This is a genomic window from Niveispirillum fermenti, assembly GCF_052474395.1.
Genome location: NZ_CP156678.1, coordinates 340,742 through 354,813, shown reverse-complemented (window position 1 = coordinate 354,813; position 14,072 = coordinate 340,742). Strand labels below are relative to the sequence as shown.

11 protein-coding genes are annotated in these 14,072 nt (G+C 67.8%); 5 read left to right on the top strand and 6 right to left on the bottom strand.

Translation table 11 applies throughout. From position 1 onward, the window contains the following. Positions 1 to 94: 94 nt before the first annotated feature. The gene (gene bla / locus ABC728_RS01395) at positions 95 to 991 is read right to left on the bottom strand and encodes a class A beta-lactamase (protein ID WP_416618669.1); all 897 of its coding nucleotides are present in this window, start codon (positions 989 to 991) and stop codon (positions 95 to 97) included. 543 nt (positions 992 to 1,534) lie between these two features. Here bla and ABC728_RS01390 point away from each other — a divergent pair. Together ABC728_RS01390 and ABC728_RS01385 are read left to right on the top strand one after the other, a co-directional pair. Beyond that, entirely contained in the window at positions 1,535 to 1,708 is a 174-nt protein-coding gene (locus ABC728_RS01390) for a hypothetical protein (RefSeq protein ID WP_416618670.1), read from the top strand. A gap of 149 nt (positions 1,709 to 1,857) precedes the next feature. Continuing rightward, complete coding sequence (locus ABC728_RS01385) at positions 1,858 to 2,262, top strand: MarR family winged helix-turn-helix transcriptional regulator (protein ID WP_416618671.1); 405 nt, start codon at positions 1,858 to 1,860, stop codon at positions 2,260 to 2,262. A 33-nt stretch (positions 2,263 to 2,295) separates the two neighbouring features. Here the strand turns inward: ABC728_RS01385 and ABC728_RS01380 are convergent, their stop codons facing one another. The 3 genes from ABC728_RS01380 to ABC728_RS01370 are packed head-to-tail and all read right to left on the bottom strand — an operon-like array spanning position 2,296 to position 5,721. Beyond that, a complete protein-coding gene (locus ABC728_RS01380; protein ID WP_416618672.1) occupies positions 2,296 to 2,970 on the bottom strand; it encodes a TetR/AcrR family transcriptional regulator in 675 nt (224 codons plus the stop codon). Between the two features lie 16 nt (positions 2,971 to 2,986). Next, complete coding sequence (locus ABC728_RS01375) at positions 2,987 to 4,630, bottom strand: DHA2 family efflux MFS transporter permease subunit (protein WP_416618673.1); 1,644 nt, start codon at positions 4,628 to 4,630, stop codon at positions 2,987 to 2,989. Further along, positions 4,627 to 5,721 carry an HlyD family secretion protein gene (locus ABC728_RS01370; protein ID WP_416618674.1) on the bottom strand — a complete coding sequence of 365 codons (1,095 nt, stop codon included), beginning with the start codon at positions 5,719 to 5,721 and terminating at the stop codon, positions 4,627 to 4,629. Before ABC728_RS01370 ends, ABC728_RS01375 begins: the two co-directional genes overlap by 4 nt. Positions 5,722 to 5,998: 277 nt before the next feature. On the opposite strand from ABC728_RS01370, the gene ABC728_RS01365 reads away from it, so the two are divergent. Then, positions 5,999 to 6,424 carry a hypothetical protein gene (locus ABC728_RS01365; protein WP_445376303.1) on the top strand — a complete coding sequence of 142 codons (426 nt, stop codon included), beginning with the start codon at positions 5,999 to 6,001 and terminating at the stop codon, positions 6,422 to 6,424. A gap of 26 nt (positions 6,425 to 6,450) precedes the next feature. Here ABC728_RS01365 and ABC728_RS01360 read toward each other — a convergent pair whose 3' ends face one another. After that, positions 6,451 to 9,696 (bottom strand): diguanylate cyclase, encoded by a 3,246-nt coding sequence (locus ABC728_RS01360; protein ID WP_416618676.1) that lies wholly within the window; start codon positions 9,694 to 9,696, stop codon positions 6,451 to 6,453. 160 nt (positions 9,697 to 9,856) lie between these two features. Between ABC728_RS01360 and ABC728_RS01355 the strand changes: the two genes are divergently transcribed. Both ABC728_RS01355 and ABC728_RS01350 read left to right on the top strand, forming a co-directional pair. Then, positions 9,857 to 10,690, top strand: a complete 834-nt coding sequence (locus tag ABC728_RS01355; RefSeq protein WP_416618677.1) for a metallophosphoesterase family protein — start codon at positions 9,857 to 9,859, stop codon at positions 10,688 to 10,690. 81 nt (positions 10,691 to 10,771) lie between these two features. Then, positions 10,772 to 12,241, top strand: a complete 1,470-nt coding sequence (locus tag ABC728_RS01350; protein WP_416618678.1) for a hypothetical protein — start codon at positions 10,772 to 10,774, stop codon at positions 12,239 to 12,241. Positions 12,242 to 12,266: 25 nt separating this feature from the next. Here the strand turns inward: ABC728_RS01350 and ABC728_RS01345 are convergent, their stop codons facing one another. Next, entirely contained in the window at positions 12,267 to 13,871 is a 1,605-nt protein-coding gene (locus tag ABC728_RS01345) for a DEAD/DEAH box helicase (RefSeq protein ID WP_416618679.1), read from the bottom strand. Positions 13,872 to 14,072 lie beyond the last annotated feature (201 nt).

The following is a 14,072-nucleotide window of genomic DNA, read 5'->3' as shown; positions in this document are numbered from 1 at the left end:
AACCGCCCTTCCCCTGTCTACGCCCGCGCCGCACGCCGGCAAACTGTGCAATCGCATAGGTGGTGGCCTGAGACCGCAGCACCCCGGCCCCGCGTCAGCCCCCGTGCCGCCGGGCAATCAGGGCGCCCAGCTCGGCGAAGGCGGCATTGCGCCCTTCCGCCCCCGCCGCGGGGTTCCAGTAATAGCCGGTGACCAGCAGCGGCCCGCCGGCCGGTGGCCACAGGATGGCGATGTCGTTGGACCCTTTGTCGCCGCCCCCCGTCTTGTCACCCACGCGCCAGCCGCCCGGCATGCCCGCCCGCAACCGCTTGCCGCCCGTGCGGTTGTCGATCAGCCAGGCCGTCAGTTGCCCTCGCGCCGCCGGCGACAGCGCATCACCGAACAGCAGCGTGCGCATCAGGTCCAGCATGGCATCGGGCGTGGTCGTGTCGCGCTGTTCACCGGGGGGCACATCGTTGGCCGTGGGTTCGGTCCGGTCGCTGCGCGTCACCTTGTCGCCCAGCCCGCGCAGAAAGTCCGTCAGCGCCGGCGGCCCGCCGCTGGCAGCCAGCAGCAGGTTGGCCGCCGTGTTGTCGGACTGGATCATCTGCGCCTCGCACAGGTCGCGCACGCTCATCCCGCCCTTGTCGACCTGCGGCGCCGTCACGGGCGACCAGGAAACCAGATCCGCCTTGCCATAGGGGATGATGCGCGCCGCCTGCTCCAGCCCCCGGTCGATGCGCCACAGGATGAAGGCCGTCAGCGGGAACTTGAACGTGCTGTAGGAAGCGAACCGCTCCCCCCCGCGCCAGGCGACGCGGTCGCCCGTGGCCAGGTCCAGCACGGCCACGCCCAGTCGGCCACCCCGCGCCCGCTCGATGGCGGCAATATCCGCCTTCATACCGGCGATCCCCACCCCATCACGCCCGGCCGCCATCGCCACAGGCGCAGCGGTCAGGGTCAGCAGCGAAAGAAATGCCGTATTTCCAATGAATTGACGCCTCGTGACCATCGTCATCCTCCATGTCTGCCCCCAGACGCTAGCCAAGCTTCCGGCCCCGGACAAACGGGGTTAAATCGCGTTGGACATTAGGAAAACTAATGATCGGGGCGCTGTCGCAGCGGCTTAACGGCAACTGTCGCCCTGTCTCCACCTTCCGGTGGCGTTTGCGCCATAAGGCCGGAGCCGCCCTGTCCCGCCTTTTGTGCATGTTGACGGATCATATCCGATATCGGATTGTTCTGGGCAGCCAACCAACCCATCGGTGATGCCATGTCCACTCTGCTGGCCCGTCTGGGCCGTTTCCTGGGGCCGCGCCCGGCCCCCTATCCCGACCTGCCTGCGGCCATCCTGCGGGAGATAGACGCCGAGGGCCGTCATTTCACGGAGGCCGCGTCCCTGTACGGGCGGCGGCCTTTTTCGTTCCGAATTCATCCGATATCGGAACTGACGGAATACAGGGACAGATTGTTCCTTGCAACCTTCCCGCCCTTCGGCGATAAATCCCTTTGAGCCCTTTTCTGCAACCCCGTAACCCCAAGAGGAGAGATCTCCATGGATAATCTGTTCCCCCACACCGGCAGCGACGGCGGCGTGACGCGCCGTTGCACCGGGCTTTTTGCAAGCGCACGACAAATCCCCCTCAACCAACAAACGATTTTCCGAACAATCGAGGGCTGTGATGAGCTTCTTTGTATCCTTGGGCAGGGGTCCCAAATTATTCGTTGAACTGGCGCACTGGGCCGACCGGGGTGCCGATGGGTCGCGTGGCTGCGAAATGCGCCGCGAGAATGGCGAAACCCTGATCTGGCTTGGTCGTCTCCATCTGATCTATACGCCGGGCCGTTGGCGTCCGGTGGCCAGGGGACCTACCATTGATGGCCGTCACCACGATGCCTACCAATCCAGGGACAAGCGGATGGCATCCTGAAACGCTGGACCCGCTGGTCCGCGTTCTGGAAGCCCTGCGGACGCTGGACCCCGACCTGCCCATCCAGTATGCGCTGTCGTTCCTGACGATTGCGCAGAATGAGGGGCTGTCGATCCGCGACCTGTCCGAACGCCTGGGCATTGCCCAATCCTCGGCCTCGCGCAATGTGGCGGCCCTGTCGAAGTGGCACAGCTTCGGCAAGGCCGGCCACGACCTTGTGCAGGCCGAGGAGGACCCGCGCGAGCGCCGCCGCAAGATCATCACCCTGACCGACAGGGGACGGGAACTGGCCGTGCAGCTTTCCGGCCTGATCCAGCCGCCGCAGCGCCCCGGACTGCGCCGCAGCGCCTGACCGCAGGTTACGGCCGTGCCCTCGCGTGCCGGGTCACATCCGTGCGCTCGGCGTGTGGGCCGCCAGGAACACCCGCACGGCCGCGGCCACGCGCGCGGCCTTCTGATCATCCGTCAGGGCCGGCTGTACGCCCAGCAGGCCGCGCAACTGCACATGCCCGTTGAGCAGGCCATAGAATTGTTCGGCGGCCAGCAGCGGGTCGGGCACGTCCAGCCGCCCGGCATCATGCTGGCGCCGCAGATAGGCGGCGATCCGTTCCAGTGAGACCAGCGGCCCTGTCTGGTAGAAATGCCCGGCCAGCCCCGTGCCCGCCCCCGCCGACAGGATGACGCGCAGCAGGCAGTGGAATTGCCCGTCGGCCATCAGTTCCAGGAAACGGTGGCCCAGCGCCGTCAGCACGTCGGGCACGGGCCGCGCCGGATCGGCCATGGTCACCGGCTCGGTCATGCGTTCGGCCCGGCGGATGACCATGGCGTCGAACAGCCGGTCCTTGGCGCTGAAATGCTTGTAGATGGTCTGTTTCGACACGCCCGCCAGTTCCGCCACCCGGTCCATGGAGGCGGTATAGCCCTCCTCGGCGAAGATGCGCTCCGCCGCCAGCAGGATGGCGTCGCGCTTGGCGGGGTCCATGGGGCGGCCGGCGCCGCGCCGGCGCGGCATGCCCGCCGTCCTTGCCTGATCCGTCCTGTCCACCATGCCGTCCGGCATCCCGTCCCCCTCCCGATCAATGCGCATCCGCCACGGGGCCGCCGCGCAGGACGGGCCGCTTGACGAAGGGCAGGGTCAGAAGACCCGCCGTGAACAAAACCCCCATGGCCAGGAACAGGTCGGAGAAGGTCATCACCGTGGCCTGCTGCTGGATGGTGGCGGCCAGCACGGGCAGGGCCGCGGTGGCGCTGTCGCCCCCCGTTCCCGCTGCCACGCGATCGCCGACCGACGCCATCCAGTCCTGAACGACGGGCCGCGTCGGGTCGATCCAGTCATAAAGCACACGGCCATGCAGGGCCATACGCTCTGTGATCAGCGTATTGATGCCGGCCAGCCCGAAGGCGCCACCCAGATTGCGCATCAGGTTGAACAGGCCCGATGCGTTGGGCACCTGCTCGGGCGGCAATGTTCCCATGGCCAGCGAGGTGATGGGAATGATGCAGAACATCAGCCCCGCCCCGCGCAGCATCTGCGGCACCAGCAACTGGTCGAACTGCCAGTCGGCCGTGACGGGCACGGAGATGTAGAAACTGATGGCCAGCAGCCCGAAACCGATGGCCAGCACCTTGCGCACATCCATCCGGCTGGACAGCATGCCCGCCAGGGGGGACGAAAGGAACTGGCACAGGCCCGTGATCACCATGGTGGCACCGATCTGCTGCGCGTTCAGCCCCCGCACCTGTCCCAGGTAAAGCGGCAGCATATAGACCGAGCCATAGAGCCCGATGCCGATCACGAAGCCGTAGATCGATCCCATGGCGAAATTGCCGTTGCGCAGCGTGCGCAAATCCACGATGGGCTTGGCATAGGTGAACATGCGCCACAGAAAGGCAGCCCCGGCGACCAGCGCCAGCAGGGCGAAATTGCGGATGGTCTCGTCCTGAAACCATTGTTCACGCGCACCTTCCTCGATCACGTAATCCAGGCTGCCCAGAAACAGCGCCATCAGCACGATGCCCGGAATATCGATGCCTTTCAGAAGCGATGGGTTCGGCTTGTCGATATCGATGCATTTCCAGACGATGCTGGCCACCAGCAGCCCCGGCACCAGGTTGATCAGGAACAGCCAGTGCCAGGAGAATTGTTCGGTCAGATAGCCGCCCAGCGTCGGGCCCACCGTGGGCCCCAGCGTGGCCACCAGGCCGATCACCACCGTGACCGGCGCCCGGCGCGCCGGCGGGAAGGCCGTGAAACTGGTGGCAAAGACGGTGGGGATCATGCCGCCGCCGACAAAGCCCTGCAGGGTGCGCCACAGCACCAGTTCCTCCAGGCTCGTCGATTGTGCGCACATGAAGCTCATCAGCGTGAAGCCCAGGGCCGACCCCGTGAACAGCACGCGCGTCGACAAAAGCCGGGTCAGATAACCCGACAGGGGGATCATCACCACTTCGGCGATCAGATAGGATGTCTGGACCCAGACGATCTCGTCGGCGCTGGCCGCGACGCCGGCCTGAATCTGGCGCAGGCTGCTGGCCACGATCTGGATGTCCAGGATGGCCATGAACATGCCGAACACCATGGCCACGAACCCCACCAGCGTGCGCCGCGACAGGCCCGCCGTGATGGGGGGAGGCGGCGACGGCGGCGCCGCACCGTCGGCCTCTCCCGCCGCCGCATCGGCGAGCATTCCCGGCACCGCCTGGGCGGCAGGGCCGGTCATGGCCGGACCGCCAGTTGGGCGCCACGGTCGCTGCGGTCGGACCGGGCGATGCCGATCAGGTCGCGTCCCTCCTGCCGGGTATCGACACGGGCTTCCACCGACAGGCCGGGCCGCAGACGGCCGGCCAGCGGGCCGTCATGCGGCAGGGCGATGCGCACGGGCACACGCTGCACGATCTTGGTGAAATTGCCCGTGGCGTTTTCCGGTGGCAGCAGGCTGAATTGCGCGCCCGATGCGGGTGACAGGCTTTCGATCCGCCCTTCCACCACCTGGCCCGGATAGGCATCGATGGTCAGTTCCACAGGCTGGCCGACACGCAGGCGCCCGATCTGGGTTTCCTTGAAATTGGCCAGGACATAGGCGTCCTGTACGGGCACCAGCGCCATGAGCTGGGCGCCGGCCCGCACGAACTGCCCGACACGGGCGCCGTTGCTGCCGATCACGCCGGCCATGGGCGCGCGGATGACCGTCTTGTCCAGATCGCTTTCGGCCAGCGCCAGGGCGGCCGCTGCCTCCGCAAGGGCGGCTTCTGCCTGCGTCCGCTCGGTCGACAGGACGCCAAGCTGGTCACGCTCGGCCACAAGGGCGGCCTGGGCCCGGCTCAGCGCGGCACTGGCCTTCTGGGAGTCCGCCTGCGTCGTGGCCAGTTTCTGCTGGCTGGCAAATTCCCGGCCGGCCAGGGTGGCATAGCGCTGGGCATCGGCCCCGGCGCGGCGCTGCTCGGCCTGGGCGGCGGCGACATTGGCCTGCGCCTGACGGATCAGCGCATCCTCCAGCGCCAGCCGGCTATCGATATTGGCGATGGCGGCCTGAGCGGCGGCCTGCCGGGCCCGCGCCTGATCCACCTTGGCCGCCAGGTCGCCATCGTCCAGGCGCACCAGCACCTCTCCCGCCGCCACCATCTGGTGTTCCACCACCTCCACGGCGGCGACATGCCCCTCCACCCGCGGGCTGATCATGGTGATGTCGGCCTCGACATAGGCATTGTCGGTGCTTTCCGTGAAACGCGCCACCGACCACCAGTGCCAGCCGCCATAGATGCCGGCCAGCAATAACGGGGCGGCGATGGCCAGGGCGATCTTCCGGTTCATGGGGGGTCCATTCTAAATTATGATACTGGACAGTCCAGTTTTGTTGCAGACTGCACCCTGTCCACCTGTCGGTCAATCCCATTAATGGACTACGCAGTTCATGAATTGCCGCCCCAGCCATGCCCGGTCCGCATGGACCTTGGGGAATAAGGTCCGCATGGACCTGGGGGGAATAAGGTCCGCATGGACCTGAACCCATGGATATAGACGGCCGCTTGCCATGGACCGGTTGGAAACGGTTTACTCTCTCCCGGTTCGATGGCCGGGGGGCGGGGCGATGCGGCAGGCAATGATGGACAGGCGGCTTCTGCTGCGGGGCGCGGGCAGCCTGCTGGCCACCGCCCTGCTGCCCGTGGCGGCCCTGGCGGAAGGGGCTGGTGCCGACGATCCCAAGCTGCGGTTCATCGAATTGCCGCCCCTGATGCTGCCGGGACGGGAGCGCTACAGCTTCATCCGCCTGACCATGCGGCTGGTGGTCCGGCGCTCTCCCAAACTGCCGGCGGAATTGGCGCTGGCCACGGCCTACCGGCCACGCATCATCGGTCTTCTGACCGAGCAATTGCCCGAAGATGCAAACCTGACACGCAACGCAACACCGGACGATCTGGTCGCCGTGAAGCAGCATGTGCGCACGCTGGCCAACGATATCATCGGTCAGCCGGTGATCGAGGATGTGCTGATCATGAGTTTCCTGACCGGCTGACCGGTCGGCCCTCCCGATGGGACCGGCTATCCGGCGACCACGGGACGGCTTGCCGCCGGGGGGCGGCCATTGGGCTGGACCAGCACAACACGGTTGCGTCCGCCCTGCTTGGCACGATAGAGCGCGGCGTCGGCCCGGCCGATCAGATGCGCCAGATCCTCGTCAATGCCATCATACTGGGCGCCGCCTATGCTGGCCGTCACCGTGAAGATATGCCCCTCGTGGCGCACAGGCGCCGACCCGATCGCCTGGCGGATGCGCTCGGCCACCTGTTGCGCCTCGTCCATCGCGGTTTCCGGCAGCAATACGGCCAGTTCCTCCCCGCCATAACGGGCGCTCAGGTCCGTGGTGCGCACGGCCCCCACCACCTTCTGCGCCGCCTGACGCAAGGCGGCATCGCCGGCATTGTGACCATGCGTGTCGTTCACCTGCTTGAAATGGTCCAGGTCGATCAGCAACAGGCTGAACGGCCGGTCATAGCGCCGGGCGCGGTCGATCTCGGCACGGGCTGCCTCCTCGAACCGGCGGCGGTTCAGCAGGCCGGTCAGCCCGTCATAGCTGGCCAGACGCTCCAGCTCCTCATTGGCGTCGACCAGGTCCTGCGTGCGCTGCGCCACCAGCCGTTCCAGCCAGCGCCGCTGCCGGCGCAGCGCGGCCGTGCGCGCTTGCACGACCAGCGCCAGGATGCCCAGCACCGCCAGCACGGCCCCCACCCGGGCCCAGCCGGTCTGGTACCAGGCGGGCAGCACCGTGACGGGCAGGACCCGTGTGGCGTCGCCCCAGATCCCTTCCTTGTTGGTGGCCCGCAGACGCAGGGAATAGCTGCCCGGCGGCAGGTTGGTATAGGTGGCCGTGCGGCTCAGCGCATCCACCTCCACCCAGCCCTTGTCGAACCCTTCCAGATTATAGCTGTAGCGCAGGCTGCCCGGCCCGGCATAATCCAGCGCCGCGAAGGCGACGGTCAGGGTCTGTGTCCCCGGTGGCAGGGTCAGGCCCGGTGCGGCCATGCCGGCATTGCGGAACTTGGGCGATGTCAGGGGCATGAGCGGGCCGGCCGGCGTGGGCGGAAGGTTCAGCGCCGCGGACGGCACCGGCTCGTTGTCGATCTTCACCTCCGTCAGGACCAGCGGCGGCTGGTAGTCCCAGCGGCGCAGTGCCGTGGGCCTGACGACGGTCAGCCCCTCCCGCCCCCCGAACAGCAATTCGCCACCGGCCAGCCGGGCCGCCGATCCGATCCAGGTGCCGCGCACGCCCAATCCATCGTCCCAGCCGATGGTCGTCACGGCGCGGCTGTCCGGGTCGATGCGGGCCAGACCGTCCTCGGTATTGATCCAGACCTTGCCTTCGGCATCCAGCACCATGGCCTGGACGCTGTCGCCGGGCAGGCCCAGCCGGCGCCCGATGGTCATGAAACGGTAGCGCTCATCGGACAAAAGACTGTCCAGCACGCTGACACCACCGCCCAGCGTACCCACCCACAGCCTTCCCGACCGGTCATGCACCAGGCCCGTGATGTAATTATGCGCCAGCGAGGACCAGTCCCAGGTGCGGTTCTGCACGCGGCGGATATGGCCTGTTTCCGGGTCGATCAGGTGCAGGCCCCGATGGGTGCCCGCCCAGATGCGACCGTCCGGCGCATCGGCCAGCACCCGCACGCGGTCGTCGGCCAGCGTGGTGGCATCGTCGGGATCATGGCGAAACAGGGTGACGGCCCCCGTCGCGGGATTGAACCGGACCAGCCCCTCGGTGGCCAGCCACAATTCGTGCTGCCGGACCAGGATGGCATGGATAGGCTGGCCGGCCAGGGCGCCGGGCAGGTCCACGGCCCCGATCCGGCCCGTCCGCCGGTCATAGCGGGCCAGGCCAAGCTGCGTGCCGATCCAGACCTGCCCGCCCTCATCCTCGACCATGGCCAGCACGCTGGCGCGCGGCAGGCCGCCACCGGCGGGTGTGCCGGGCATCAGGTTGACGCGCCGGCCGGCCACCGGGTCGATGATATCGATGCCCCGCGTTTCGAACCCCAGCCATACCTTGCCGTCACGGGCGGCCATGACCGAGCGGACCTGCGGTTCGCTGGGGCTGTCACGATGTGCCGCCGACGCGAAGATCGACAGCACGCCCTTGTTGGACGGGTTGTGGATGTTCAGCCCGCTACCCCAGGTGGCCACCCAGATCAGCCCCGACCGGTCTCGCATCATCTCGCGGACGGCATCGCCGCTGATGGAAGCCAGGATGGCCGGATCATGGCGGATGGGGCGCATGGCGCCGCTTTCCACATCCAGTTCGACCAGCCCGCCGGGGTCCGTCGCCACCCAAAGCGTGTCACGCCCGCCCTGCTGGTCCCCCACATCCTCGATGGCGCGGATCTGCGGCCGGTCCATCAGGCGCCCGTCGGCGCGGGCCATGTCGAAGGAGCGCGCCACCCCGGTCTGCGGGTCGAACCCGACCAGGATGCCCGACCGCGACCCGATCCACACCCGCCCGCGACGATCCGCGAACAGCGCGGAGATGGCCGCCTCCGGCGGCAGGCTGGGCAGGGCCACCTGGCTGTGCGCCGGCACGAAATCGGTCTGCCCGGCCGGGCGCAGCACCAGCCCCCCGTCGGTTGCCACCCACAGCGTGCCGCGCGCATCGAACAGAATGTCATGGACGACATTGCCGGGCAGCCCGCCCTCGCGGCCGGACTGCATGCGGTAATTGGTGGCGGCACCCGTATCCCCGTCCAGCCGCGCCAGGCCTGAGCGCAGGGCCACCCAGAGATCGCCCTGCGCATCCTCCGCGAACCGGTAGGCCGTGGGATGGGCCAGGCCGCCCGGTCCGGCCGGATAGCGGGCAAATCCTTCCGTTTCCGGCACGAAGCGGGCGACGCCGCCATTGTTGGTACCCACCCACAGCCGGCCCCAGCGATCGACATGCAGCGCGTTGACATAACCGTCGGGCAGGGAGCTGGGGTCGCGCGAATCCGGTTGAAAGACCCGGAACCGGTACCCGTCGAACCGGGTCAGGCCGACCGGCGTGCCGACCCAGATGAAGCCGGCCCGGTCCTGGGCGATGGCGGTGATGATGTCGCTGGGCAGGCCGCTATTGCGGCCGATCCGCTCGAAAAGCACCTCTGCCAGATCGTCCCAATAGGCATGCTGGACGGGCTTTGTGCTATCCTGCGTGCTATCCTGCGCCGCTGCCGGCCGGAACAGCGGCAGGGACAGCATGAACAGGGCAAGCAGAAACAGGATCAGACCCCGCAGCCGATACCCGCAGGCCGTCACTGCCATCCCAGGCCAGTGGCTCGCCGTCAGCCGCAAATCCTACCCCCGCTTCATGACTTCAAGCGGCGACCATACCATTTCCGGATGCAATTCTCCATGCGGGACCGGACCGGTGAGCCCGTTGTCCCGACGGGCCGAATGACATTGATTTGACTTGGAAACACACATGCGGCTGCTGGCGATCAGCGATTTGCACTTGTCTGCCACCCCCAATCGTATGGCCTTGGACCGGCTGCCCGCCTGCCCCGACGACTGGCTGGTGCTGGCCGGTGACATCGCCGAACGGCCCGATGACCTGGCCCACGCCTTTGATACAATATCGAAACGATTTTCCCGCCTGATCTGGGTTCCCGGCAACCATGAGCTGTGGACCATTCCGGGACCGGAAGGACCATTACAGGGCCAACAAAAATACAACATCATGCGCGACGTGGCCCGCGCGCATGGCGTTCTGACGCCCGATGATCCTTACCCGGTCTGGACCGGGCCGGGCGGGCCGGTGCTGCTGGCGCCACTGTTTCTACTGTACGATTACAGTTTTCGCCCCGACCATGTGCCGGCGGAAAAGGTGCTGGATTGGGCTTGGGAACATCGGCTGCGCAGCGCGGACGAACGGCGCCTCTCGCCCGCGCCGCATGCCAGCCGCCAGGACTGGTGCGCCCATCTGGTCGAACAGGCCGCCGCCCGGCTGGAGCGCGAGCGGCCGCCGGGCATGCCCACCGTGCTGATCAATCATTTCCCGCTGCGCGCCGATCTGGTGACGCTGCGCCGCATCCCGCGCTTCAGCCCCTGGTGCGGCACGGTGGCGACCACCGACTGGCACCTGCGCTTCGGCGCCCTGGCCTGTATCCATGGGCATCTGCATGTCCCCGGCACACATTGGCGCGATGGTGTGCGGTTCGAGGAGGTTTCCCTGGGCTATCCGCGGCAATGGATGCCGCATGACCGGGGGCCGGAACGGGCCCTGCGCCAGATTCTGCCGGCCCCGCCCGTTTCGTGAAGGCAGCCGCGGATTGACATTTGTACGCCAGCAGAAAACCTGTCAGAAACATACCGTTGGTTGCATAGGGATGGGGCGTGCATGGCCAATCTTTTCACGGTGTCGATCAGCAATCCCTTGAACCTGATCCCTGATCTCGTGCCATTGATCCGGCAGGGCACGGAATTCGCGCTGGCCACATTGGCACGCTATCTCGACTGGAACGGCAGCATGGATGTGGAGGTGCGCATCCGCGCCGCCACGGACCCCCAGCATCCCTATCCCCATATCGATGGCATCCTGCCGGCCTATCCCGCCGTCACCTTCGACGGCACGGGCCAGGGCAACCTGGCAACCCTGCAGGAGGCGGCGACCGGCATCGATGCCAACGGGATCGCCGCCGACGCCGCCTTCACGATCTTCCTGGGTGCCGATGGCACGATGCGCAATTACGGGTTTCCCGTCTGGCTGGACCCCTCGCCGCAGCATGGCGTGACGCCGGACCTGCCGGCCGGACATCATGACTACGCCTCGATCGCGCTGCACGAGTTGATGCACACTTTCGGCTTCTATTACTGGCCGGCCGCCCGCACGGAATTCGTGCGCCAGACGGAAACCATCGACGGCGTGACCTATTTCATGGGCGAGAATGTGAAGGCGCTGCTGGGGCCGCGCGGCCTGCCGCTGGCGGCCGGCAACACCGATCATTACGGCAACAGCACCATCGACTACCAGCCCGTCACACGCGGCATCATGTACCAGTTCGGCTTTTACGAGCAGAACCGCTGGGAACTGGGGCGGCTTGACCTGGCCGTGCTGAAGGATCTGGGCTGGACGGTCAAGACCATGGAGGGTCTGGCCCTGGTCGATCTGGACGACCGGATGCCCTGGGTCATCGGTACCGACCGGTCTGAGCGGCTTTACGGTGATTTCCACGACAACAGGCTGGAAGGCGGGGCCGGCAACGACACGCTTTATGGCGGGGCCGGCAATGACACGCTGATCGGCGGCGACGGCATCGACGTGGCCCTGTTCACCGGCGGTGTCTTCATCCGCGGGGCGGACGGTACCATCAGTGTGACAGGCCCCGACGGCACCGACCGCGTGGAAGGGGTGGAGGTGCTGATTCTGGACGGCCTCACCTTCTTCACCAGCCCGGCCGGCCGGCCATTGGCCGGCGCCCCGGTGGACGAGGCCATGTATCTGGCCGCCAATCCCGACGTGGCCGCCGCCGTGGCCGCCGGTGCCCTTCCCGACGGCGCCACCCACTGGCACAGTTGGGGACGCCTGGAAGGCAGGGCGCCCAACCTGCTGTTCGATGCCGGCTATTATGCCGGGCGCAATGCCGACCTGCAGGCTGCCTTCGGCAATGACAGCGCGCAACTGCTGAACCACTGGCTGGTCATGGGCATCCATGAGGGGCGGCGCGGCTCCGCCTTCTTCGATCCCGCAGCCTACCTGGCACTGAACCCCGATGTCGCGGCGGCCGGCGTCAATCCCATGGCGCATTACCTGGCCTACGGCATCATGGAAGGCCGCGCCATCGGTGCCGATATGGACTGGTTCGCCTGAAACCCGGCCTTGCGGCCGGGCCGCGTCACCCGCGGGCGGGACGGCGCAGGAAGTCGGGCGTCCAGTCGCCACCGCCATCCGGGGACGACGACGGCGACGACTTGCCACCGGCCGCGGACCGGGCGTTCGCCGGACGCGCGCTGGCAGAACGGGAAGGCCGGTTGTCCTGCCCCTGCGGGCCGGCGCCGCCGGGCTGCGAGCCGGGGCGCTTGCCCGATTGCGGCTGGCCGGCGGGGCGGGACGGGCGGCCCGCCGCTTCCCCCTGCTTCGCCTGGGGACGGGACGGCTGGCCCTGTTGCGGCTTGGCCTTGGGCGGACGGGATGGCTGTCCGGCGCGCGCAGGCGCGGCCGGGCGGCCCGTCTCCTCCCCGGCGGCCCGGGCTGCCTCGGGCTTGCGGCCTTCACGCCGGGGCGGGCGCCCCTCCTGCGGCTTGGGCTGCTTCTTGCGCGGCTGCGGCTGGGCCGGCCGCTCGGGCTTCAGTTGCGGCAGCACGGCGGCGGCCTCCGGCGCCATTGCGTGGCGCGGAATGGCCTGGCGCGTCACCTTCTCGATCGCCTTCAGCAGCGGCCGGTCGGCGGGGCAGACCAGCGACACGGCCGTGCCCGCGCGTCCCGCACGCCCCGTCCGTCCGATACGGTGGACATAGGCGTCGGGCACTTCCGGCAGGTCGAAATTGAAGACATGGGTGATCAGGTCCACATCGATGCCACGCGCCGCGATATCGGTGGCCACCAGCGCCTTGGTCTGGCCGGCGCGGAAGGCGTCCAGCGCCCGCTCCCGCGCGTTCTGCGACTTGTTGGCGTGATAGGCGTCGGCCCCGATGCCGGCCCCGGCCAATTGCGCCGCCAGTCGGTTGGCGCCATGCTTGGTGCGGGTGAAGATGATGGCCGTCTCCACGGCCGGATCGGACAGCAGCTTGACCAGCGTCGGCGCCTTCTGCCCCATTTCCAGATGGATGACGGACTGGTCGATCCGTTCCACGGTGGTGGCGGGCGGCGTCACCTCCACCCGCACATGATCGCGCAGCAGCCCTTCGGCCAGGCTGGAGACCTGATCAGGCATGGTGGCGGAGAAGAACATCGTCTGGCGCTGCTTCGGCAGCTTGGCGACAAGCTTCTTCACGGCCGGGAAGAAGCCCATGTCCAGCATGCGGTCGGCCTCGTCCAGGATGAACAGTTCCACCGCGTCCAGCCGGCACTTGCCCTGGTCCATCAGATCGATCAGCCGGCCCGGCGTGGCGATCAGGATGTCGATGCCGGCGGCCAGCGCCTTGATCTGGGGGTTCAGCGAAACGCCGCCATGAACCACGGCCGTGGCGAAGGAAAGCTGGATGCCCAGCAGGTCGAACACGCCGCCGACCTGCAAGGCCAGTTCGCGCGTGGGCAGCACCACCAGGGCACGCGGATGGCCGGGCCGGGCGCGGCGCGGCGCGCTGGCCAGCGCCTGCAGCACGGGCAACGCGAAGGCCGCCGTCTTGCCCGTGCCCGTCTGGGCCAGACCCAGCACGTCGCGTCCTTCCAGCGCGGCGGGCAGGGCCGCCGCCTGGATGGGGGTGGGCTTCACATAGCCTGCGGCCGTCAGGCCCGCAAAAAGGGAGGGAATGAGACCGAAGGAAGAGAAATCTTGCATGGAAGTAAGGACATCCTGGAACACAAACCGGACACATCCCGGCCGCCGGCCGTGCGGCATGCGCGGCCGGGCATCAGCACCGCCGGAACGGCGGTGGCCCCGACAGGGGGGCGACAGGTTCCAGAAAGCGACTGACCTTGCCCAGAATGCAGCGCCAGGCCACCCCAGAACAAGCGGCGAAGCCGGGGGGCTGGGGTGCGC